At 56.9% G+C, this 20,811-nt stretch carries 25 protein-coding genes; 10 read left to right on the forward strand and 15 right to left on the reverse strand.

All coding sequences use genetic code 11. The features are described from left to right. Positions 1 to 328, forward strand: a 328-nt coding sequence (locus ACOYNV_RS18505) for a lytic transglycosylase domain-containing protein (protein WP_422901282.1), incomplete at its 5' end; no start/stop codon positions are given. Positions 329 to 563: 235 nt separating this feature from the next. Further along, positions 564 to 1,973, forward strand: a complete 1,410-nt coding sequence (locus tag ACOYNV_RS18510; protein WP_422901283.1) for an HDOD domain-containing protein — start codon at positions 564 to 566, stop codon at positions 1,971 to 1,973. Positions 1,974 to 1,991: 18 nt separating this feature from the next. On the opposite strand, the gene ACOYNV_RS18515 is transcribed toward ACOYNV_RS18510, so the two are convergent. The 12 genes from ACOYNV_RS18515 to ACOYNV_RS18570 all read right to left on the reverse strand — a co-directional run bounded on the left by ACOYNV_RS18515 (position 1,992) and on the right by ACOYNV_RS18570 (position 10,959). Then, entirely contained in the window at positions 1,992 to 2,381 is a 390-nt protein-coding gene (locus tag ACOYNV_RS18515; protein ID WP_422901284.1) for a DUF2237 family protein, read from the reverse strand. Further along, a complete protein-coding gene (gene iscX, locus ACOYNV_RS18520) occupies positions 2,378 to 2,572 on the reverse strand; it encodes a Fe-S cluster assembly protein IscX (RefSeq protein WP_422901285.1) in 195 nt (64 codons plus the stop codon). Before iscX ends, ACOYNV_RS18515 begins: the two co-directional genes overlap by 4 nt. Before the next feature lie 26 nt (positions 2,573 to 2,598). After that, a complete protein-coding gene (fdx, locus tag ACOYNV_RS18525) occupies positions 2,599 to 2,940 on the reverse strand; it encodes an ISC system 2Fe-2S type ferredoxin (RefSeq protein WP_422901286.1) in 342 nt (113 codons plus the stop codon). Beyond that, the gene (gene hscA / locus ACOYNV_RS18530) at positions 2,937 to 4,841 is read right to left on the reverse strand and encodes a Fe-S protein assembly chaperone HscA (protein ID WP_422901287.1); all 1,905 of its coding nucleotides are present in this window, start codon (positions 4,839 to 4,841) and stop codon (positions 2,937 to 2,939) included. The genes fdx and hscA overlap by 4 nt, the downstream gene beginning before the upstream one ends. A gap of 29 nt (positions 4,842 to 4,870) precedes the next feature. Further along, positions 4,871 to 5,401 carry a Fe-S protein assembly co-chaperone HscB gene (gene hscB / locus ACOYNV_RS18535; RefSeq protein ID WP_422901288.1) on the reverse strand — a complete coding sequence of 177 codons (531 nt, stop codon included), beginning with the start codon at positions 5,399 to 5,401 and terminating at the stop codon, positions 4,871 to 4,873. 70 nt (positions 5,402 to 5,471) lie between these two features. After that, on the reverse strand, positions 5,472 to 5,795 hold the full coding sequence (gene iscA, locus ACOYNV_RS18540) for an iron-sulfur cluster assembly protein IscA (protein ID WP_422901289.1): 324 nt from the start codon (positions 5,793 to 5,795) through the stop codon (positions 5,472 to 5,474). A gap of 155 nt (positions 5,796 to 5,950) precedes the next feature. Then, positions 5,951 to 6,334 carry a Fe-S cluster assembly scaffold IscU gene (gene iscU / locus ACOYNV_RS18545; protein WP_422901290.1) on the reverse strand — a complete coding sequence of 128 codons (384 nt, stop codon included), beginning with the start codon at positions 6,332 to 6,334 and terminating at the stop codon, positions 5,951 to 5,953. 23 nt (positions 6,335 to 6,357) lie between these two features. After that, positions 6,358 to 7,566, reverse strand: a complete 1,209-nt coding sequence (locus ACOYNV_RS18550) for an IscS subfamily cysteine desulfurase (RefSeq protein WP_422901305.1) — start codon at positions 7,564 to 7,566, stop codon at positions 6,358 to 6,360. Positions 7,567 to 7,610: 44 nt separating this feature from the next. Then, positions 7,611 to 8,768, reverse strand: a complete 1,158-nt coding sequence (locus ACOYNV_RS18555; protein ID WP_422901291.1) for a cysteine desulfurase family protein — start codon at positions 8,766 to 8,768, stop codon at positions 7,611 to 7,613. Between the two features lie 5 nt (positions 8,769 to 8,773). Then, complete coding sequence (iscR, locus tag ACOYNV_RS18560) at positions 8,774 to 9,265, reverse strand: Fe-S cluster assembly transcriptional regulator IscR (RefSeq protein ID WP_422901292.1); 492 nt, start codon at positions 9,263 to 9,265, stop codon at positions 8,774 to 8,776. Positions 9,266 to 9,322: 57 nt separating this feature from the next. Further along, positions 9,323 to 10,075 carry a serine O-acetyltransferase gene (gene cysE / locus ACOYNV_RS18565; protein WP_422901293.1) on the reverse strand — a complete coding sequence of 251 codons (753 nt, stop codon included), beginning with the start codon at positions 10,073 to 10,075 and terminating at the stop codon, positions 9,323 to 9,325. Positions 10,076 to 10,179: 104 nt separating this feature from the next. Then, positions 10,180 to 10,959, reverse strand: a complete 780-nt coding sequence (locus ACOYNV_RS18570) for an RNA methyltransferase (protein ID WP_422901294.1) — start codon at positions 10,957 to 10,959, stop codon at positions 10,180 to 10,182. Between the two features lie 80 nt (positions 10,960 to 11,039). On the opposite strand from ACOYNV_RS18570, the gene ACOYNV_RS18575 reads away from it, so the two are divergent. Both ACOYNV_RS18575 and ACOYNV_RS18580 read left to right on the forward strand, forming a co-directional pair. Continuing rightward, a complete protein-coding gene (locus tag ACOYNV_RS18575; protein WP_422901295.1) occupies positions 11,040 to 11,849 on the forward strand; it encodes an inositol monophosphatase family protein in 810 nt (269 codons plus the stop codon). 308 nt (positions 11,850 to 12,157) lie between these two features. After that, positions 12,158 to 12,571, forward strand: a complete 414-nt coding sequence (locus ACOYNV_RS18580) for a bacteriohemerythrin (RefSeq protein ID WP_422901296.1) — start codon at positions 12,158 to 12,160, stop codon at positions 12,569 to 12,571. Positions 12,572 to 12,772: 201 nt separating this feature from the next. Here ACOYNV_RS18580 and ACOYNV_RS18585 read toward each other — a convergent pair whose 3' ends face one another. Both ACOYNV_RS18585 and cysB read right to left on the reverse strand, forming a co-directional pair. Further along, complete coding sequence (locus tag ACOYNV_RS18585; RefSeq protein WP_422901297.1) at positions 12,773 to 13,099, reverse strand: hypothetical protein; 327 nt, start codon at positions 13,097 to 13,099, stop codon at positions 12,773 to 12,775. Continuing rightward, the gene (gene cysB, locus ACOYNV_RS18590) at positions 13,083 to 14,030 is read right to left on the reverse strand and encodes an HTH-type transcriptional regulator CysB (RefSeq protein WP_422901298.1); all 948 of its coding nucleotides are present in this window, start codon (positions 14,028 to 14,030) and stop codon (positions 13,083 to 13,085) included. The genes ACOYNV_RS18585 and cysB overlap by 17 nt, the downstream gene beginning before the upstream one ends. A 103-nt stretch (positions 14,031 to 14,133) precedes the next feature. Between cysB and ACOYNV_RS18595 the strand changes: the two genes are divergently transcribed. The 6 genes from ACOYNV_RS18595 to cysN are packed head-to-tail and all read left to right on the forward strand — an operon-like array spanning position 14,134 to position 20,121. Beyond that, positions 14,134 to 14,910, forward strand: a complete 777-nt coding sequence (locus tag ACOYNV_RS18595) for a sulfite exporter TauE/SafE family protein (protein ID WP_422901299.1) — start codon at positions 14,134 to 14,136, stop codon at positions 14,908 to 14,910. Positions 14,911 to 14,936: 26 nt separating this feature from the next. Beyond that, entirely contained in the window at positions 14,937 to 16,664 is a 1,728-nt protein-coding gene (locus tag ACOYNV_RS18600) for a nitrite/sulfite reductase (RefSeq protein WP_422901300.1), read from the forward strand. Further along, on the forward strand, positions 16,657 to 17,166 hold the full coding sequence (locus tag ACOYNV_RS18605) for a DUF934 domain-containing protein (RefSeq protein WP_422901301.1): 510 nt from the start codon (positions 16,657 to 16,659) through the stop codon (positions 17,164 to 17,166). The genes ACOYNV_RS18600 and ACOYNV_RS18605 overlap by 8 nt, the downstream gene beginning before the upstream one ends. Before the next feature lie 9 nt (positions 17,167 to 17,175). Beyond that, complete coding sequence (locus ACOYNV_RS18610) at positions 17,176 to 17,898, forward strand: phosphoadenylyl-sulfate reductase (RefSeq protein ID WP_422901302.1); 723 nt, start codon at positions 17,176 to 17,178, stop codon at positions 17,896 to 17,898. 10 nt (positions 17,899 to 17,908) lie between these two features. Continuing rightward, on the forward strand, positions 17,909 to 18,832 hold the full coding sequence (gene cysD, locus ACOYNV_RS18615; protein WP_422901306.1) for a sulfate adenylyltransferase subunit CysD: 924 nt from the start codon (positions 17,909 to 17,911) through the stop codon (positions 18,830 to 18,832). Further along, a complete protein-coding gene (cysN, locus tag ACOYNV_RS18620) occupies positions 18,832 to 20,121 on the forward strand; it encodes a sulfate adenylyltransferase subunit CysN (protein WP_422901303.1) in 1,290 nt (429 codons plus the stop codon). Before cysD ends, cysN begins: the two co-directional genes overlap by 1 nt. A gap of 196 nt (positions 20,122 to 20,317) precedes the next feature. On the opposite strand, the gene ACOYNV_RS18625 is transcribed toward cysN, so the two are convergent. Further along, on the reverse strand, positions 20,318 to 20,811 hold a 494-nt coding region (locus tag ACOYNV_RS18625; protein WP_422901304.1), incomplete at its 5' end, for an IS66 family transposase.

The raw sequence follows: 20,811 nt of genomic DNA on the forward strand, positions 1-20,811 counted from the left end.
CCACTGGCACTTTCAAGTTGCCGAATTCATGGTAGTTTCACGGCGCCGCGCACAACTCATACCCGATACTCAGGAGAGTTTTGGCGTACAACAACCCATTGATCCGGATCAGAACATCAAAGGCGGCCTTGCTAACCTTAAGTGGTTGCAGAACCGTTTCGGCGGAAACCAGAAGCTGGTCGCGGCAGCCGACAACGCTGGCGAAGGTACGGTGGAACGTTATGGCGGCGTTCCGCCGTTCCCTGAAACGCAGCACTACGTCCGGCGGGTACTTGACTTCTCGGGAGTCGCCCGAATAACCACGCCACAAACGGGGAATGCCAGATGATTTCTCTTGGTTTTCCTTGGTGTGTACCTCGCCACATTTCTGCTACGATAAATATCAAGGAACATCGTTGCCTGAGTTCATCAGACAGTAACCTGATAAGAACGCAGGATTACCGTTGATACGTTATCGGAACAAATTTCGGGTTTCTTTGCGACAAGGTAATGACTACAGTTGAAGAGAGGTTCAGTTCATGGAAGACGAAAAGCAATCTACCATCACAAGACTGCTGAAGATCATGGATAGCAGCCCTGGCTTCGCCGGCTTGGGCGCATCGGTTCAGACTATCAGCCGCCTTGGCGATGATCTTGACGGTGGCACGCGTGAAATTACCGCCACCATCCTGCGTGATGCAGCGCTAACCTCGAAGCTGTTGCGAATATCGAATTCGAGCCGCAATGCGCGTGGCGGTCGCAATGTCTCAACCATCGATCAGGCCTTGATGGTTCTCGGGCTGAATACTGTTAAGTCTGTCGCCCTGTCGTTGGCCCTGCTTGGCTCCCTGTCGAACAAACCCCAGTCAAATCAGTTGCACGCCGAAATCGTTGCCGCTTATTTCTGCGGCACTCTGGCCTGCGAAATCACCCGGCTCAACGCACCGCGCTTCAGTGCCCAGGAAGCCCAGGTTTGCGGCCTCATGCAAAATCTTGGCCGCATGATGGCAACTTATTATCTGTATGAAGATATCGAGCGGAGCCGCGCACTTCAGGCCGAGAAAAATATTACCGAAGACGAAGCTGTGCTGGAGACACTGGGCATCAGTTTCGATAATATCGGCGCCGCCATCGCCCGCCATTGGTGCCTTCCGGATGTTCTCCAGAACAGCCTGGCGCCTGATATCGGCAAGGCCCCGCCGCGCGTTGCAGCCAATGCGCTGACATGGCACCAGTTGTGCTCCTCGTTTTGTCGGCGCGTGACTGATGCCCTCTTCCGCCTGCCGGATAACCGGGAGAAGATCGAGATCGCCCGTGAAATCGAATTTTTCCGGGGCGCCCTTCACCTCAAGGAAGTCGAGATCCGTGAGTTGATCGACAAGTGCCTGCTCGACACCGATGCCCTTCTTGCCGAAATAGCCTTCCCCAGCAATGTGGATCAGGCCCGCACACTGTTACGCAAAGCCTCCGAGCGGGTGTTGGACATGCTCTCGTCAGGTGATCGCCTGACTCAGGATAGCAACAGCATTGGCGGACGAACCCCGGTTGAGGTGATCCAGCAAGTTCTGCGCCTCATTCACGATAAATACAATTTTGACCACACCCTGATTTGCCTGCCAGACAGTTCGTCCGGCCTGATTGCGATTGCCGGGGTAGGGAAAAATGCGAGCCAGGTTACCGCAAAATTCCGCTGTTATGGTCCAAAGCCGGATCTGTTCCGTGCCATCATGGCGCGCAAAACCGACATGTTCATTGCCGATGTTCGCTCGCCAACCTACGTGAAGCTGGTTCCAGAGTGGTATTCCGAGGTGGTCGGTGCCCGATCTTTTGTAATGCTCCCCCTCCTGAGCGAAGGAAAGCTCTTGGGCATGATCTACGCCGATTATTCGGAGCTGCATTCCAGCGCGCCGCAGGAACTGGCGGAAGGAAGCATGCTCGAATGGCGCGACCAGTTGATCCAGGCGCTACAGTCGGGAAGCTCGAAAACTTCGTAGACTGCTCTCAAAGACAATTCAGTTCAGATCAATCGCGTAACGCTTGAGATCGTCAAGGCTGACGATCTCAAGCGATGCTTCGTTGCATGCACTGAGCACGACGCGCGGCGCCTTACCGGCCTGCAAGGACTCTCGCCAGCGAGCAGCGCACAGGCACCAGCGGTCGCCGGCAGCAAGCCCGGGAAAGTCAAATTCAGGACGGGGTGTAGAGAGATCGTTGCCGCGCGCCTTGGAGAATTCAAGAAACTCTTCGGTCAGAACCACACAGATTGTGTGGTTGCCAACATCTTCCTCGCTGGTATTGCAGCACCCGTCACGGAAAAAACCGGTCAGGGGTTTGTCGCTGCAAAGGCCAAGCGGTCCGCCGAGAACATTGCGCTGAACGCCTCCGAAATCATCCGGCTTCATGCCACCTCGTCAATCCAGGCTTGCTGGATTGCCTCCAGGATTTTCTCGCCGCAATGTTTGGCTTCGTCGTCAAAATCAGGCAAGGCGATAACCCAGTTCATCAGATCGACAAAGTTGATTTTCAGCGGGTCGACCTCGGGATGAACTTCGGAAAGCTCGATGGCAAGATCGTTGATATCAGTCCATTTCATCCTTGCATCTCCTGTCGCTGAATTTTCTATCTTTTTCCTTCCTTGGTCATGTTGATCGAGTAACGCGGAATCTCGATCACCAAGGGTGTTTCGTTGACGATGGTCTGACACGACAGACGGGAATTCGGTTCCAGACCCCAGGCTTTGTCGAGCAGATCGTCCTCAAGTTCCTCTGAAGGTTCAAGGGCATTGAAACCTTCGCGAACGATGACGTGGCAAGTAGTGCAAGCGCACGACATTTCACAGGCATGCTCGATGGCAATGCCGTTTTCGAGCAGGTTCTGGCAGATGGACTCCCCTTCCCTGGCTTCGATCACGGTCCCCTCCGGGCACAGCTCGATATGCGGCAGAACAATGATCTGGGTCATGCGGGTTCTTCCATGCTCTTCGTTGAATTCGAGTCAGTCTCAAGATCATCGATGGTCTTTCCGGCAAAAGCGCGGCGGATTGATTTATCCATGCGCCGGGCAGCAAAATCCTTGGTCTCAGCCTCGAGATCGTCCATGGCCAGCGTGATATGTCGGCGATTGTCGCCAAGTGCCGAAGTCTGCAACTTGACGATGAAAGCCTCGATTTTTGCCTTTTGTTCTTCTGCCAGCAGATCCCCATCGCTTTTCAGTGCTGACTGAACGGCTTCAATCAGGCGCTGTGCCTCAACCTGCGCTTCCTTCAGCGCACGCCTGAGGGCATCGTCCCTGGTATGCGCCATGGAATCCTTGAGCATGCTGGCGATCTCGTCGTCGGACAATCCGTAGGAAGGCTTGACGGTAACACTGGCTTCGACTCCCGATGTCTGTTCGCGCGCTGAAACCGATAGCAAACCATCGGCATCAACCTGAAACGTCACGCGAATGCGTGCCGCACCGGCCACCATCGGAGGAATGCCCCGTAATTCAAAGCGCGCCAGGGAACGGCAATCGGCAACCAGTTCGCGTTCGCCTTGCACGATATGAACCGCCAGTGCCGACTGGCCGTCCCGGAAGGTGGTGAATTCCTGCGCCCGCGCCGCCGGAATCGTCGAGTTGCGCGGAAGTATCTTTTCGACCAGACCGCCCATCGTTTCAAGCCCGAGCGACAGGGGAATGACATCGAGCAACAGCCAGTCGTCTCCGGCAACGCGGTTTCCGGCCAGCAGATTGGCCTGTGTTGCCGCACCCAGAGCGACTACCTTGTCCGGATCAAGATTGTTAAGCGGTTCCTGCTTGAAGAATTGACCGACCGCGTGCTGTATCTGCGGCATACGCGTGGCGCCGCCGACCATAACCACACCCTTGACGTCAGTAACGGACAAGCCGGCATCACGCAATGCCTTCTTGACCGGCTGAATGGTTTTGGCAACCAGCGTTTGCGAGATCTCGGTAAAGATTTCGGTGGTCAGCTTCAGATCGACCACTTCGCCACTGTTCAGCCGTGCCGTGATCGGCGCGACACCATGGGGCGTCAGGTATTCTTTGGCCTCACGGGCGCGGTTCAGGAGCAGACGGGAATCTTCAATGGATAAGGGCTTGAGTTTGGCCGCTTCGAGAATCCAGCAGAAGATACGCTGATCGAAGTCGTCGCCGCCGAGCGCCGAATCGCCACCGGTAGACAACACCTCGAAAACGCCTTTTGAAAGATTGAGGATGGAAATGTCAAAAGTGCCGCCACCCAGGTCATACACGGCATAAACACCCTCCGCCGCGTTATCCAGCCCGTAGGCAATGGCTGCCGCCGTCGGCTCGTTGAGCAGGCGCAAGACGGAAAGCCCGGCGAGCTTGGCTGCATCCTTGGTGGCCTGGCGCTGTGCGTCGTCGAAATAGGCGGGAACGGTGATCACCGCACCGACCAGTTGACCGCCAAGCGCTGCTTCGGCACGCAAGCGCAGGGTACTGAGAATAGCGGCCGAAATTTCGACCGGGCTTTTGATGCCCGCAACGGTATGCAGACGAACCATGCCCGGAGCGTCTTCGAAATCATAGGGCATCGAGTCGCGATGCGCGATGTCCTTGATGCCGCGCCCCATGAAGCGCTTGACGGAACCGATGGTGTTGCGCGGATCACGCGCCTGCTTGTCCAGTGCATCGAAGCCGACTTCTGCCACACCGTCAGCCGTATAACGGACGACGGACGGCAACAACGGCCGCCCGAATTCGTCATTCAGGACGACCGAGATGCTGTTGCGCACGGTGGCAACGAGCGAGTTGGTGGTACCGAGATCGATCCCGACCGCCAGCTTGTGCTGATGCGGCGCGGCTGACTCCCCCGGTTCTGCTATCTGCAAAAGGGCCATGAACGGTTGATTTCCTAACGTTGTTACTCTTATCGCTCTTCGAGCGCCGCCATGGCGTCGTCGATCTCGAACAGCAGCTTGTCCAGAAACATCAGTCGGCGCACACGGTCAGCCGCCTGCACGTGATCGTGCTGCTCATCAAGCAACATGGCGAGTTCGTCGTAACGTTCGCTTATATCGCGCATCAGACGATGATGCAGATGCTCGAGTTCATGATGTTCGCCGGCTGCGCGTGCTTCCGCTACCGCCTCGCGCCACTCCATCTGATCAATCAGAAAATCCATCGGCATCGCCGTATTGTTCTCGGCACCGATATTCTGGCCGGCAAGGTGCAGCAGATATTTGGCACGCGGCAGCGGTTTCTTCAGCGTCTGGTAAGCCTCATTGATGCGCGTTGCCCACTGCAGCGAAAGCCTTTGATCCGCTTCACCGGCATGAACGAACTTGTCTGGATGCACCTGCGCCTGAATTTCGCGATAACGCGCATCAAGCGCCGCCGCATCGAGCCGGAAGGTTCGCGGCAACTCGAACAGCGCGAAATGATCGTGGTTGAAATCCATGTTCTAGCGGCGCGTGAATGCGCGCATACGGTCAAGCGAAGACCGGGCAAGAAACCGTCCTGCCAGGCCATCAGACATTGAAGCTTTCACCGCAGCCGCAGGCATCCTTGACGTTCGGATTATTGAACTTGAAACCTTCGCTCAAACCCTCACGCGTGTAGTCGAGTTCCGTACCATCAAGGTAAGGCAGGCTTTTCGCATCAATCAGAACCTTGACGCCATGCGACTCAAACTCGACGTCATCAGGCTCGGCAACATCGGCAAATTCGAGTTTGTACGCCACACCCGAGCAACCGCTGGTGCGGACCCCCAGGCGCAGGCCAATACCCTTGCCGCGCTTGACCATGTAGTCGGCAACGTGTTTTGCCGCTTTTTCGGAAAGCGTAACCGCCATTGCAATATCTCCTTCTTTTGTAGATTAACGTGGAAGTCGCGCTAGCGACTCACGAACCTCCCCTCGCCCTCTGGGAGAGGGGGCGGGGGTGAGGGAAACGGGCATGACTTTCATAAATTGGGGCGCCTTGCAAAGCCATGCCCGTTTGTTCCGCGTTACTCGGTGTGCTTCTTTTTATAGTCGGCGACTGCCGCCTTGATCGCGTCTTCAGCGAGGATCGAACAGTGAATCTTTACCGGGGGCAAAGCCAGTTCGTCGGCAATCTGGGTGTTCTTGATAGTCAGCGCCTGATCGATGGTCTTGCCCTTGACCCATTCTGTTACCAAAGAAGACGAGGCAATTGCCGACCCACAGCCATAAGTCTTGAACTTGGCATCCTCGATGATACCGTCCTTGCCGACCTTGATCTGCAGTTTCATCACGTCGCCGCAGGCCGGCGCGCCAACCATACCCGTCGCCACGCCCTGTTCATCCTTGCCGAAGGAACCGACGTTGCGGGGATTTTCATAATGATCGAGAACTTTTATGCTGTATGCCATGATAAATCTCCTTCAAACCGTTATCAGTGCGCTGCCCACTGGACCGTGCTCAGATCGACGCCCTCTTGAAACATCTCCCACAAAGGCGAGAGTTCGCGCAATTTGCCGATCTTTTCGTGCAGCAGTTTTATCGCGTAATCGATCTCTTCTTCCGTGGTGAAACGGCCAAGGGTGAAGCGGATCGAGCTGTGCGCCAGTTCATCATCGCGGCCCAGGGCGCGCAACACATACGATGGTTCAAGCGAGGCCGAAGTGCAGGCCGAACCGGACGAGACGGCCAGATCCTTGATCGCCATCAGCATCGACTCGCCTTCGATATAGGCAAAGCTGATGTTCAGATTGTGCGGAACACGATGCTCCATGTCGCCATTGATGAACACCTGATCGATGTCCGTAAGTCCTTTGAGCAGGCGGTCGCGCAGCATGCGGATACGCTCGTTCTCGACGCCCATTTCTTTACGCGCCAGGCGGAAAGCCTCGCCCATGCCGACGATCTGGTGCGTGGCCAGCGTGCCCGAACGGAAACCGCGTTCATGGCCACCGCCGTGCATCTGTGCTTCCAGACGAACACGCGGCTTGCGCCGGACATAAAGCGCGCCGATGCCTTTCGGGCCGTAGGTCTTGTGGGCACTGAAACTCATCAGATCGACCTTCAGTTTCGCCAGGTCGATCACCACCTTGCCAGTCGCCTGTGCCGCATCGACGTGAAAAATAATTCCTTTCTCGCGACAGATCTCGCCAATTTCGGCAATCGGCTGGATGACGCCGATTTCGTTATTGACGAACATCACCGAAACAAGAATGGTGTCAGGGCGCAGTGCCGCCTTGAAGACATCGAGGTCAAGCAAACCGTTGTCCTTGACATCAAGATAGGTGGCTTCAAAGCCTTCGCGCTCAAGCTCGCGACAGGTATCCAGCACGGCCTTGTGCTCGGTCTTGACGGTAATGACATGCTTGCCCTTGCCCGAGTAAAAGTGAGCTGCACCCTTGATGGCCAGGTTATTCGACTCGGTTGCACCCGAAGTCCAGACGATTTCCTTGGGATCGGCATTGACCAGCTTGGCGACTTCGTCACGCGCCTCTTCGACCGCTGCTTCTGCTTCCCAGCCAAAGGCATGCGAACGCGAAGCGGGATTGCCGAATTTTCCGACAAGATAGGGGATCATTTTTTCCGCGACGCGCGGATCGACCGGCGTGGTTGCCGAATAATCAAGATAGATCGGCAGGTTCAGCATTCATCTGGCTCCGAATTGTTGAATGGTTCATCGTTCATGGGTTAAACCGCAATGGCGGTCAATCGCTGCAATCTGGACACCGTCATCTGCAACGTTTTCAACAAATCATTCACTTGCCCTGCCGTGTTGGCTGAACCCAGGCTGATACGCACAGCGTTGCGTGCCAGTTCCGGTGCCACACCCATCGCCCGTAATACATGCGACGGCTCCGGATTGGCGCTTGAACAGGCGGCGCCACTGGCTAGCGCAAAACCGGCACGGTCCAGTTGACCGACCAAGGTCTCGCCATCCACATCGGGCAGGGAAAAATACACTGTATTCGGCAAACGCTCGGCACCGATACCGAACAGCGTTGCGCCCATTTCACGTAATCCACTTTCTAATTGTCCGCGCAAGGCAAGCAAGCGAGGAGTCTGGTTCGCCGTCTGGCTCACGGCCAATTCGCAGGCGACACCGAATCCGACAATGGCCGCGACGTTCTCGGTTCCCGAACGAAGTCCGCGTTCGTGTCCGCCACCGGCAATCAGCGGTTCAAGCTCAACACGTTTATCGAGCACAAGCGCTGCCGCACCCTTCGGGCCGCCTAGCTTGTGTGCCGAAATGGTTAACGCATGGACACCTGCGGCGTTCAAACTGCGAAAATCAAGCTCAACCTTCCCGACCGCCTGCACCGCGTCGGTGTGAAACCATGCACCAACCGCCCTGGCTTGAGAAGCCAGCGTTGAGATATCCTGCAACACACCGGTTTCATTGTTGGCGAGCATCACCGAAACCAGTTTCGGCTTTTGCGCCATTACTGCCTGATAATTCTGCGCTTCGACCCGCCCGTCGGCATCGACAGCCAGTTCTTGCAGCAACCAACCGCGTCTGGCCAGTTGTTCGGCTGGCTTGATCACACAGGGATGTTCGATTGCACTCACCGCCAGCAGGCCGGGCTTGATGCAAGCCGCGGCACCTTTGATGAACAGGTTGTTCGCTTCCGACCCGCCACTGGTAAATACGACTTCCGTGGAATGTGCGCCAATTGCCGAGGCCACTTTGCTGCGTGCCTCGTCGATCGCCCGCCGCGCCGCCCGACCGTACTCATGCCGGCTAGATGCGTTGCCGAACTGCGCTGAAAGCCAGGGCAACATCGCCTCCAGCACCAGCGGTTCAAGCGGGGTGGTCGCGTTGTGATCGAGATAGACCGGTGCAAACATGGTTTTCAGGCAAAAGCCGCCATTGTCTTGGCGCGCGAACCCGACCGACTCCGCCGCGCATCCTTGAGAACCGACACATCACCACCCATTGCCGTTATTTGCTTATCGACAAGATCGGCCAGCGTAACCGAGGTCAGATACTCGTACATTTTGGTATTCAGCGTGGCCCACAATTCGTGGGTCATGCAACGTTCATCGTCCATGCAATTTTCTTTACCACCACACTGGGTTGCGTCAAGCGGTTCATCGACGGCTCGAACGATGTCAGCGACGGTAATCTGCAGCGCAGGTCGTGCCAGGCAATATCCGCCTCCGGGACCACGCACGCTATCGACCAGGCTGTAGCGGCGCAATTTGCCAAACAATTGTTCAAGATAAGAAAGCGAAATCTTCTGCCGCTCGCTGATACCGGCCAGTGTCACCGGGCCGTCACCACTGCGTAGCGCCAGATCAATCATCGCCGTAACCGCAAAGCGTCCTTTGGTTGTCAGTTTCATAGTACCTCCTTGTTAATACTTGATTAGTTCTGTCAACTAAGAAAAAAGTTCCATAAATTAGTCAACTATTTTACTCAGGTATTTTGGATCGAACTTGTCAGCCGTTGCCAGTTCGTCTTCAACGCTGACGCCGCTACCTTCAAGTTTCCTGAGCAGTATTTCGATTCTGCGGTCGGTTTCTACCGCATGGTCAAGCAAGCCATGAATGGCCTTGGCCAGGGGGTCGTCCTGATTACCCGCCAGGGCGTAGGCCGAAAAACCCATCTGACCGGCCTTCTCCTCACGCTTTTGCGCCTGTTCGGTATCGATGATGCGCGCCGGATTGCCAACCGCCGTGGTTCCGGCGGGAACGTTCTTGACCACCACGGCGTTGGAACCAACCTTGGCTCGGGCGCCAACGGTAATCGGCCCGAGCACTTGCGCCCCGGCACCAATTACCACGCCATTTTCCAGCGTCGGGTGGCGCCGGCCCTTGGTCCACGACGTACCACCGAGCGTTACCCCGTGATAAAGCGTCACATCGTCACCAACAACTGCCGTTTCGCCAATCACCACGCCCATGCCGTGGTCGATGAAAAAGCGCCTTCCGATAGTTGCTCCCGGATGGATCTCAATCCCGGTAAGGAAACGCGCCAGATGGGAAACCAGGCGGCCAAGCCAGAGAAACCGATGCATCCAAAACCAGTGCGACAGGCGATGCATGATCAACGCATGCACGCCCGGATAGCAGGTCAGCACCTCCCATGCCGTACGGGCAGCGGGATCACGGTCAAAAACCGAGCGGATGTCTTCGCGCAGGCGGCTAAACATTGAATGGATTCTCCATAGTTCTCAAATGGACAATTTTATAATACCCGACTGTTTTAATCAACATTCTCGATCGAAATTTTCAATCGAGTTTCACGGCCTGATCTTTATTGGCCGATCTTTTTTTCCACGGCGTCGAGGATGCCGCGCAGGATGTTGATCTCGTCGCGCTCCAGTTCAGAACGTCCGAAAAGGCGGCGCAGCTTGGGCAACAGCCGCTTTGGCTGCTGCGGATCGAGGAATTCGGTGGCGATCATGATACGTTCAAGATGCGCGTAGAAGCGCTCGATATCATCATTGGTCGCTAGCGGCGAAGCAAATGGAATGGCCTTGGTGACTACCGGAGGACTTCCGTCAAAAGCCGCCAGACGAAGTTCATAGCACAGCAACTGAACCGCCGAACCAAGGTTGAGCGAGGTGTATTCAGGATTGGCGGGAATGAAGACGGTGCGCTGGCAACGCTGCACTTCGGCATTGGATAGCCCGGCAGTCTCGTTGCCAAACACCAGCGCCACGTCACCACCGGCAGCCAGGGCCAGAACTTCGGGTGCCGCCTGCCGCGCCTGCATCGGTTCCGGGCCAAGGCTACGCTGGCGCGCTGAAATGGCGACAGCGAAAACCGTATCGGCCAAGGCGGCGTCAAGACTCTGGCAAACCGTCGCTCGTTGCAGAATATCGTCGGCGCCGACGGCACGGGTCACCGCTTCGGCATCCGGGAAGCATTTGGGATTGACCAGCGTCAGCCGCGATAGCCCCATCGTTTTCATCGCCCGCGCCGCTGCGCCGATATTGCCTGGATGGCTGGTATGCGAAAGCACGATGCGGATTCTGTCGAGCCGGCTATCCCGAGGCAACGCTGGAGAATGAGACGCAGAGGGCAGGTTCATATTAAAATGTGCGATTCCACAAACGAATCGGGCGGAACCAGCAAGCACTGGCCGCCCATCGGATTTCTAAAAGACACTTCATGCATCCAGCTCTGAATATCATGGTCAAGGCAGCACGCGCCGCCAGCAAGATCATCAACCGCGCCTCGCAAGATATCGAACACCTCAAGATTTCGACCAAGCAGCAAAACGACTATGTCACGGAAGTCGATAAAGCCGCTGAAGCCGCCATTATCCAAGTGTTGCGTGAGGCATATCCAGATTACGGGATTTTAGCAGAAGAGTCGGGGCAGACCGTCGGCGAAGGAGAAGGCAGCGATTACCAGTGGATTATCGATCCACTCGATGGCACCACCAATTTTATCCACGGCTTCCCGCAATACGCTGTATCAATTGGCCTGACTTACAAAGGGCAACTCAATCAGGCGCTTGTTTACGACACCACGCGCAATGAAATGTTTACCGCCAGCAAGGGCGGCGGCGCCTTTCTGAACGAACGCCGGATTCGTGTCACCAAATGTCTGAAACTGGAAGACGCGCTGCTCGGCACTGGTTTCCCCTACCGCGTTTTTGAACACTCCGACGCCTATATGAAGATTTTCAAGGAATTCACCCAACGCACCTCAGGCATGCGCCGTCCGGGAGCTGCCTCGCTCGACCTGGCCTACGTGGCCTGTGGTCGCCTCGACGGCTTCTGGGAATTCGGCCTGGCGCCCTGGGATATCGCCGCAGGATGCCTGCTCATCACTGAAGCAGGCGGTCTGGTCAGCGATCTTTCAGGCGGCGAAAGCTACATGAAGACCGGCAACCTGATCGCCGGCACGCCGAAAATCTTCGCGCAGATACTGCAAGTGATCGATGGCTACCGCACGCCTGCCCTGCAGGCCTGATATCCGGTAACAGGCGGTAGAAAGCCGCTCGCCAGCGGTGCTGCTCATCGTTGCCCAGCAAATCCGGCAACCAGCAGTGCTAAGGGATCGCAAAAATGCAAGCATGCCAATTTATTTGCAATTGGTACATCAGTGGTACATCAGTGATTACCAACTCCCTGACCTTTGCCGTTTTCGTATCGCTCCGCTATCGCCATTGAAAAACCGTGCCCGGGAACTACTGGCCATTTGGCATTATCGAAGTCAATTTCGCATCATTGAATCAAATTGATATGGAACAATCCGCGTACGTGAGAAAGGAAATAGCCATGGATATTCAACTGGCTCAATGGTCGGAGAAACTCGTTTTCGGCCTGCCCATGATCGACAGCCAGCACAAACAGTTGTACGACCTGGCAGGCACTTTCGCCGGCAACGGCGACCAGATCCGTGTGATGAAAACCCTGGTCATGCTCAACAACTATGTGAAGGATCATTTTGGTGCGGAAGAGCAGATGCTCGAAGCGCTGAAATACCCGGACCTGGCCGCGCACAAACTGCTACATGCCCAATTCAAGGACCTGTTGATCAAGTTGCTCGATGACGCCAGACAACTCTCTCTCGACGAGATTGCCAGCAAAGTTCAATACTTGATCTACGGCTGGTTCTCCAACCACATTTTGCAGGTGGATGTAGCGTATGTTCCTTGGGTGCGCAGTCACACCCCGCAAACACAGGACTGAAGAACGCTGCTACCGGCCGCACTAACAGGCGATCTGCGAACACGATTGCCTGCGAGCCAATGAATACGCGGCGATTCAGGCATGTGGCCTGAAGATCGTTTATCCATAAGGCTTTCAGGCTATTGAAGGGAATATGTTCAGGCCCATGGCGCACCGATCAACCACGCCTGGATGATGCCGCCGTCAGAGCGACGTAGCACCTTACTCGCTTAGCCTGCCCCGCTCTTCAACCACCCGCACTGCTTCGCCCTCGATGATCTCGCCGCCCGAACCGGGCTCGGAAGCCTGGTGTTGATTTGCCTGCGCGCCCATCTGTGCATTGATCTGCTCACGTATCTGCTTGCGCAAGGCACGCGTCTTCCACCAGAAATAGAGCCAGAAGACCAGGCCGGCAACCGCGACAACGGCAAAAAATACCAGCGAGAACATGAAGGCCGTTGCCAGCACCAGCAAACCGACAATGATGGTCAGGATACGGGCGAGAACGCCCCTGGGTGGCCGGCTTGCCGCTTTAAAGTTGATATTCATCGTCTGCTCCTGTACCGGCCATCGCCATGTCGACGGCCTTTTTCGATAATTGTGAGGCGAACAGCTCGATGAAATCGTATTCGTACTGGCGGATGTAAGTGCCTCGCCGCAAGCCGATACGTGTCGTATTCGAGCCGAACAGATGACCGACGTCCACCGCCTGCAAACCTTGGTCGCGCACCGGGTCATAAGCCATGCGGGCGATGATGCCGAGCCCGAGTCCGAGATTCACGTAGGTTTTTATTACGTCGGCGTCAATGGCCGCCAGGATGACATTAGGTGTCAGTTGCGCACGCTCGAAAGCCTTGTTGATGAGCGAACGGCCGGTAAACGCCGGATCGTAGGTAATCAGTGGCCAACGCACCAGTGAAGCGAGCGTAATTGACCGCTCGGCAAGAATGGGATGCCCGTCCGGCGCGATAACGCAGTGCCCCCACTGGTAGCAGGGCAGCATGACAAGTTGTGGATACTGGTCGAGGGCTTCGGTGGCAATGGCGATATCCGCCTCGCCCTTGAGCGTCCATTCGGCAATCTGGGTCGGGCTACCCTGATGCATCGAAAGACGCACCTTCGGATGACGCTCGATGAAGCTTTTGACCACCAGCGGCAAGGCATAACGCGCCTGGGTGTGGGTGGTGGCGATCACCAGACTGCCGGAATCGCCACCGGCGTACTCTTCGCCCACACGCTTGATGTTGTCTGCCTCGCTCAGAATGCGCCCGGCAATTTCGAGCACCCGCTTGCCTGGTTCCGTTATCGCCGTGAGTCGTTTACCGTTGCGTTCGAAAACGACCACGCCCAACTCGTCCTCAAGCAGCTTGATCTGCTTGGAAACGCCGGGTTGCGAGGTGTAAAGCACCTCGGCCGCCTCCGAAACGTTCAGTCCACAACGAGCTACTTCGACGAGATAACGCAATTGCTGTAACTTCATCTGGATTCTTAATAACAAATAGTTCTAACAATCTAACCGAATAGTCTTTTTCGATCAAGTCATCGGCTGATACCATGCGCTCACTTTAGTATTGAAGCGCACCATGGATTGGCTCTATACCCTCTCAGGCTTTGTTGTTGGTGCCATCGTCGGGCTCACCGGTGTTGGCGGCGGCTCGCTGATGACACCCTTGCTGGTGTTGCTCTTTGGCATCCACCCGTCAACAGCGGTCGGAACCGACCTGCTCTATGCCGCCATTACCAAAGCCGGCGGCACCACCGTCCATGCCAGGAAGGGGCACGTTGATTGGCACATTACCGGCCTGCTGGCCAGCGGCAGCATCCCGGCTTCCCTATTGACCATCTGGGCGCTGTCGTACCTGCCAAAACAGAGCCCGGCGGTAACCCACATCATTTCGATTTCACTGGGCGTGGCCTTGCTGCTTACCGCCTGCGCAATCATTTTTCGCCAGAAAATCCAGCGCTATGCACTTAATCATGCAGAGGATTCAGCGCATACAAAACTTCAGGCTCCACTCACCGTCGCAATCGGCGTTTTGCTCGGTATACTTGTCACCGTTTCTTCGGTCGGAGCAGGCGCCCTGGGGGTTGCCGCACTGTTTTTCCTGTACCCCAAACTCCCGGCCATCCGTATCGTCGGGAGCGACCTGGCCCATGCTGTTCCGCTAACGCTGATCGCCGGGCTTGGACACTGGGCCATCGGTAGCGTCGACTGGTCGTTGCTCGGCAGTCTCCTGCTTGGCTCCCTACCCGGAATATGGCTCGGAAGCCACGCTTCAGCGAGAGTGCCGGAACGATTTTTGCGCCCCATCCTGGCCTCCATGCTGGTGCTGGTTGGCGGCAAACTGATTACGTTGTAAAGCAGCATAAGAATAAAGGAACACCCATGTATCGCTATGACAGCATTGACCAACAGATCATCAACGAACGCGTTGCGCAGTATCGCGGGCAGATCGAGCGCAACCTGGCCGGCACACTATCCACCGATGAACTGCGCCCCTTGCGCCTGCAAAACGGCCTGTACATCCAGCGCCATGGCCCGATGCTGCGTATCGCCATTCCCTACGGCATGCTGGCGGCGACGCAACTGCGCAAACTGGCTGAAATCTCTCGTCGCTACGACCGCAGTGTCGGCCACTTCACCACCCGCCAGAACATGCAGCTCAATTGGCCGAAGTTCGAAGAGACGCCGGAGATTCTTGGCGAACTGGCGAGTGTCGAAATGCACGCCGTACAAACCTCCGGCAACTGCATCCGCAATATCACCAGCGATCAATTCGCCGGGGTTGCCCCAGACGAGCTGACCGACCCGCGCCCGTATTGCGAAGTGCTGCGCCAGTGGTCAACCTTCCATCCGGAGTTTGCCTTTCTGCCACGAAAATTCAAGATTGCCGTCAATGCGGCGGCTGAGGATCGCGCCGTCATCCGCGCGCACGACGTGGGGCTGGAAGTGGTCATCAGCGAGGCTGGTGAAATTGGCCTCAAAGTTTTTGTCGGCGGTGGTCTCGGTCGCACGCCGGTGATCGGCAAGGTGGTTCGCGAGTACCTGCCACGCCGGCACCTGCTCTCCTATCTCGATGCCGTGCTGCGCGTTTATAACCGCCATGGTCGCCGTGACAACATGTACAAGGCGCGCATCAAGATACTGGTCAATGCGCTGGGCGTTGAAGAGTTCGCGCGTCAGGTAGAAGAAGAGTGGTCGCACCTGAAGGACGGCCCGACGACACTGACCGATGCCGAGTTTGATCGCATTGCCCGGCATTTCTCGCCGCCCGGCTACGATAACCTGCCTGAAGAAGACCTCTCGTTCGCGGCTCACCTCAAGGACGACAAGGCCTTCGCCAGTTGGGTCAAGCGTAGCGTGCATGCCCACAAAGTGCCGGGCTATGCCGCAATCACGCTTTCACTCAAGGCTCCGGGGGTTGCCCCTGGAGACATCACCGACGTGCAGATGGAAGCCGTTGCCGATCTGGCCGAACGTTTCAGCTTTGGCGAACTGCGCATCACCCACGAACAGAACGTGGTGCTTTCCGATGTCAGGAAGCGCGATCTTTACGAGGTGTGGAAAATCGCCCGTACCAATGCACTGGCAACGCCGAATATCGGCTTGCTCACCGACATGATTTGCTGCCCCGGCGGCGACCTCTGCGCGCTGGCCAACGCCCGTTCGGTGCCGATTGCCGATGCCGTGAACAAGAAATTCGACGACCTCGACTACCTCTACGATATTGGCGACGTTTCCCTTAACATCTCGGGCTGCATGAATTCCTGCGGTCATCATCACGTCGCCAACATCGGCATCCTCGGCGTCGACAAGAACAACGAAGAGTGGTACCAGATCACCGTCGGCGGCCAGCAGGGCAACACCACGACGATTGGCAAGGTGATCGGCCCATCCTTCTATGCGGTGGAAGTACCGCTGGTCATCGAGGCGCTGATCAATGTCTATATCGAACAGCGCACCCCCGAAGAACGCTTCATCGACACCTTTCACCGGCTCGGGGTCGAACCGTTCAAGCTGCGCGCCTATGCCGGGCGCGACAAGCGCAGATCACCCAACAGCGCAACAAAAACCGAAGCCAACGACGTTACTACGAAAGTCGCCAATGCCTAAGATCATCAAGAACGACCAAATCGTCGACGATCACTGGCAGATCCTCCGGCTTGCCGAAGACCAGACGGCCGAGTCCGTCTTGCTGGCCGACGACCTGCTCGTGGTGCCGCTCGCCGTTTGGCGCGCCCGCCGTGAGCAACTACTCTCGCGTAGCAAACCTTTTGGCGTCTGGCTGGATAGCAGCGAGGGACCCGAAGCGATCGCCGGCGACCTCGAACACTTTGCCTTCATTGGCGTCAATTTTCCGAAGTTCACCGACGGCCGCAGCTATTCGACCGCCCGCCTGCTGCGGGAACGGTATTCCTATCGTGGCGAAATCCGCGCCCTTGGCGATGTGCTGCAGGATCAACTGTTCTACATGAAGCGCTGCGGTATCGATGCCTATGCGCTACGCGAGGACAAGGATATCGATGCGGCATTGGCCAGCCTGGGCGATTTCAGCGAAACCTACCAGGCCGCCGTCGACCAGCCGCAGCCGCTCTTCCGCCGCCGTATCGCCTAGAGGACAACAATGACTATCAATGTCAATCTTGATGACCCGGCGCTAATCGACGCCCTCGCCGCCAAGACAACGGCAACCCGCAGCCTGCTGCGCCAGATCGCCACCGATTTCTCGCCGGCTGTTTTCGCCAACAGCCTCGGCGCCGAAGACATGGTGCTGACCGACCTGATTGTCGGCGACAAAGTGGCTATCGAAATCTTCTCGCTGGATACCGGTCGTCTGCCGCTGGAAACCTACGACCTGATCGCCGAAGTCAAAAGGCATTACGGCCTGGCGCTCAAGTTGTACTACCCGCGCCACAATCTGCTCGAAACCTACACTCGCAAGAACGGCATCAACGCCTTTTACGAGTCCGTTGATTTGCGCAAGGACTGCTGTTATATGCGCAAGGTCGAACCGCTGGAACGTGCGCTGCTCGGCCAGAATGCTTGGATAACCGGCATGCGGGCGCAACAGTCGGCAACGCGCGACGGCTTGCCGGTTCGCGCTTTCGACGAGATCAACGGTCTGGAGAAATTCAACCCGCTGGCCGACTGGAGCGAAAAGGAAGTGTGGGCGTATATCGCGCTCCACAAAGTGCCGTACAACACACTGCACGACAAGTTCTACCCAAGCATCGGCTGTGCGCCCTGCACACGGGCCATCACCCCCGGAGAAGATGTCCGCTCCGGTCGCTGGTGGTGGGAGAACCCGGAATCCAAGGAATGCGGATTGCATGTTAAAAAAGCTTGAAAGTTAAATGATGACTGCTCAAACGAAACAAACCCAGGCAACCCTTTCCCACCTCGACTGGCTCGAATCCGAGGCCATTCACATCATGCGCGAGGTGGCTGGCCAGTGCAGCAATCCGGTGCTGCTCTTTTCCGGCGGCAAGGACTCGATCTGCATGCTACGGATTGCCGAGAAGGCGTTCCGCCCGGGCAAGTTCCCCTTTCCGCTGATGCACATCGATACCGGTCACAATTACAAGGAAGTCACCGATTTTCGCGACAAGCGTGCCGCCGAACTCGGCGAGCGCCTGATCGTACGTTCGGTCGAAGACTCGATGGCACGCGGCACCGTTGTTCTCAAGTCGGCGGATGAATCGCGCAACAAGCATCAGTCGGTGACGCTGCTCGAAGCCATCGAGGAATTCGGCTTCGACTCCTGTATCGGTGGTGCGCGCCGCGATGAAGAAAAGGCACGCGCCAAGGAGCGCATCTTCTCCTTCCGCGACGAATTCGGCCAGTGGGACCCGAAGAACCAGCGTCCCGAGCTTTGGGATCTCTACAACGCTCGCAGCTTCAAGGGCGAAAACATCCGAGTTTTCCCGATCTCGAACTGGACTGAATTCGACGTCTGGCAATACATCGAGCGTGAACAGCTCGAATTGCCGTCGATCTACTACGCACATAGGCGTCAGATAGTTCGCCGTCAAGGCGGCATGCTGCCAGTCACCGATGTCACGCCAGCCCGGGCCGGCGACACCATCGAAACGGTGCAGGTACGCTTCCGCACGGTTGGTGACATCACCTGTACCGCGCCGGTCGAATCGGATGCCGATACCATCGCCAAGATCATCGCCGAAACGGCAACCACGACCATCACAGAACGTGGCGCCACGCGACTGGACGACCAGACCTCGGATGCGTCAATGGAACAACGCAAGAAAGAAGGTTACTTCTGATGTCCGCCATAGAAAACATTCCTGCCATGGAAATTCAAGACAACGGCCTGCTGCGCTTTCTCACTTGCGGCAGCGTCGATGACGGCAAGAGCACGCTGATTGGCCGCCTGCTGTTCGACACCAAGACGATTCTTGCCGATACCCTGCACGCCATCGAGCGCACCTCGAAAAAACGCGGCATGGAAGCCATCGATCTCTCGCTGCTCACCGACGGCTTGCAAGCCGAGCGCGAACAGGGCATCACCATCGATGTCGCCTATCGCTACTTCACCACCGGCACACGCAAGTACATCATCGCCGACGCCCCGGGGCACGAGCAATACACGCGCAACATGGTCACCGCCGCGTCGACCGCCGATCTGTCGATCATCCTGATCGACGCCCGCAAAGGCGTACTGACGCAGACGCGCCGACATTCCTACCTGACCCATCTGGTCAACATTCCGCACGTCGTCGTTGCGGTTAACAAGATGGATCTGGTCGATTACTCGCAGGAAGTCTTTGAGCGGATCAAGGTCGACTACCTGGCCTTTGCCGCCAAGCTCGGTATTGCCGACGTACGCTTCATCCCGATGTCGGCACTGAACGGCGACATGGTCGTAGATCGTGGCGACCGGCTCGACTGGTATCAGGGGCCAACGCTGATCGATCTGCTGGAAGCCGTCCCCACCTTGCACGCCGACCACCAGGAAAGTTTCCGTTTCCCGGTGCAATACGTCTGCCGCCCGCAGGATTCGGCCAACCCCGAACTGCATGATTACCGCGGCTTCATGGGGCGCATCGAATCAGGCATGGTGGCCATTGGCGATGCCGTTACCGTGCTGCCCGCCGGACGGGAAACGCGCATCAAGGACATCCAGATCAACACCCAATCGCTGCCCCAGGCGTTCGCCGAACAATCCATCACCCTGCTGCTGGACGACGAAATCGACATTTCGCGCGGCGACATGATCGTCAAGACCGGAGAACAGCCGAAAGTCACCAAGCAGATCGACGCCATGCTCTGCTGGCTCTCCGAATCGCCACTCGACCCGCGCCGCAAGTACCTCATCCGCCACACCACGCGCGACAGCAAGGCCATGCTCGCCGGCATCGAGTTCCGCATGGACATCAATACCATGGAACATCAAACCGCCGAAAAACTGGCCATGAACGATATCGCCAGAGTGAGTTTCAAACTGGCCCAGCCGATCTTTGCCGATAGCTATGCCGAGAACCGTGGTACCGGAGCGTTCATCGTCATTGACGAATCGAGCAACAACACGGTCGGGGCGGGGATGATTCTCTGATTTCAGCGCTTTGATTCAGATCACACAAGCGCCCGGCATTCCGGGCGCTTTGCTTTATGGCGCGATACCCTGATGGCGCTTGGCGGTTTCGACGAGGATTTCTTTTGCCATTCTTAGGATATCGATCTGGCGTTCCGCCTGAGGTTGGCTGGCCACAAGTGCATGTTGAGTAAGCGCTCGTCGCCCCCACGTACCCTTACGGCGCGATCTGTTGTAGCACTTCCTTGCGTAGCGGCAACAGCGAATCGATCTGACTGTTGAGACAGGTAGGCAGCTTCTCCAGGGTTTCACGCAGCCAGGCGGGGGGATCAAGCCCATTGAGCTTGGCGGTGGCGAGTAAGCTCTGAATCGCGGCGGCTCTTTTACCAGCCCGTTCCGATCCAACGAAGAGCCAGTTTTTCCTGCCAAGCGCGATCGGCCGAATGATGTTTTCCACCGGGTTATTGTCAATCGGCAAGCACCCGTCTGTGGCGTAGCGGCTCAAGGCCGTCCAGCGCCGGAGACTGTAATCGATGGCTTTCGCCGTTCCCCCGCCATTGGCCACCGTCACCCGAACCCGCAGCAGCCAGTCATGCATTGATTTCAGCAACGGCAGCGCCTCATCCTTGCGCAATTGCGTGCGCGCTGCGACATCAATGCGCTGCTGCAACAACGCATCAGCGGCAGCGAAGAGCAGGGCGATGCCCAATA

The organism is Propionivibrio sp., from assembly GCF_049316945.1.
GTDB lineage: Bacteria > Pseudomonadota > Gammaproteobacteria > Burkholderiales > Rhodocyclaceae > Propionivibrio.

Coding starts and splice junctions, on each gene's coding strand:
- ACOYNV_RS18510 (WP_422901283.1), top strand. CDS start 564: ATGGATAGCAGCCCTGGCTTCGCCGGCTTGGGCGCATCGGTTCAGACT.
- ACOYNV_RS18515 (WP_422901284.1), bottom strand. CDS start 2,381: ATGAAGCCGGATGATTTCGGAGGCGTTCAGCGCAATGTTCTCGGCGGA.
- iscX (WP_422901285.1), bottom strand. CDS start 2,572: ATGAAATGGACTGATATCAACGATCTTGCCATCGAGCTTTCCGAAGTT.
- fdx (WP_422901286.1), bottom strand. CDS start 2,940: ATGACCCAGATCATTGTTCTGCCGCATATCGAGCTGTGCCCGGAGGGG.
- hscA (WP_422901287.1), bottom strand. CDS start 4,841: ATGGCCCTTTTGCAGATAGCAGAACCGGGGGAGTCAGCCGCGCCGCAT.
- hscB (WP_422901288.1), bottom strand. CDS start 5,401: ATGGATTTCAACCACGATCATTTCGCGCTGTTCGAGTTGCCGCGAACC.
- iscA (WP_422901289.1), bottom strand. CDS start 5,795: ATGGCGGTTACGCTTTCCGAAAAAGCGGCAAAACACGTTGCCGACTAC.
- iscU (WP_422901290.1), bottom strand. CDS start 6,334: ATGGCATACAGCATAAAAGTTCTCGATCATTATGAAAATCCCCGCAAC.
- ACOYNV_RS18555 (WP_422901291.1), bottom strand. CDS start 8,768: ATGTTTGCACCGGTCTATCTCGATCACAACGCGACCACCCCGCTTGAA.
- iscR (WP_422901292.1), bottom strand. CDS start 9,265: ATGAAACTGACAACCAAAGGACGCTTTGCGGTTACGGCGATGATTGAT.
- cysE (WP_422901293.1), bottom strand. CDS start 10,075: ATGTTTAGCCGCCTGCGCGAAGACATCCGCTCGGTTTTTGACCGTGAT.
- ACOYNV_RS18570 (WP_422901294.1), bottom strand. CDS start 10,959: ATGAACCTGCCCTCTGCGTCTCATTCTCCAGCGTTGCCTCGGGATAGC.
- ACOYNV_RS18575 (WP_422901295.1), top strand. CDS start 11,040: ATGCATCCAGCTCTGAATATCATGGTCAAGGCAGCACGCGCCGCCAGC.
- ACOYNV_RS18580 (WP_422901296.1), top strand. CDS start 12,158: ATGGATATTCAACTGGCTCAATGGTCGGAGAAACTCGTTTTCGGCCTG.
- ACOYNV_RS18585 (WP_422901297.1), bottom strand. CDS start 13,099: ATGAATATCAACTTTAAAGCGGCAAGCCGGCCACCCAGGGGCGTTCTC.
- cysB (WP_422901298.1), bottom strand. CDS start 14,030: ATGAAGTTACAGCAATTGCGTTATCTCGTCGAAGTAGCTCGTTGTGGA.
- ACOYNV_RS18595 (WP_422901299.1), top strand. CDS start 14,134: ATGGATTGGCTCTATACCCTCTCAGGCTTTGTTGTTGGTGCCATCGTC.
- ACOYNV_RS18600 (WP_422901300.1), top strand. CDS start 14,937: ATGTATCGCTATGACAGCATTGACCAACAGATCATCAACGAACGCGTT.
- ACOYNV_RS18605 (WP_422901301.1), top strand. CDS start 16,657: ATGCCTAAGATCATCAAGAACGACCAAATCGTCGACGATCACTGGCAG.
- ACOYNV_RS18610 (WP_422901302.1), top strand. CDS start 17,176: ATGACTATCAATGTCAATCTTGATGACCCGGCGCTAATCGACGCCCTC.
- cysD (WP_422901306.1), top strand. CDS start 17,909: ATGACTGCTCAAACGAAACAAACCCAGGCAACCCTTTCCCACCTCGAC.
- cysN (WP_422901303.1), top strand. CDS start 18,832: ATGTCCGCCATAGAAAACATTCCTGCCATGGAAATTCAAGACAACGGC.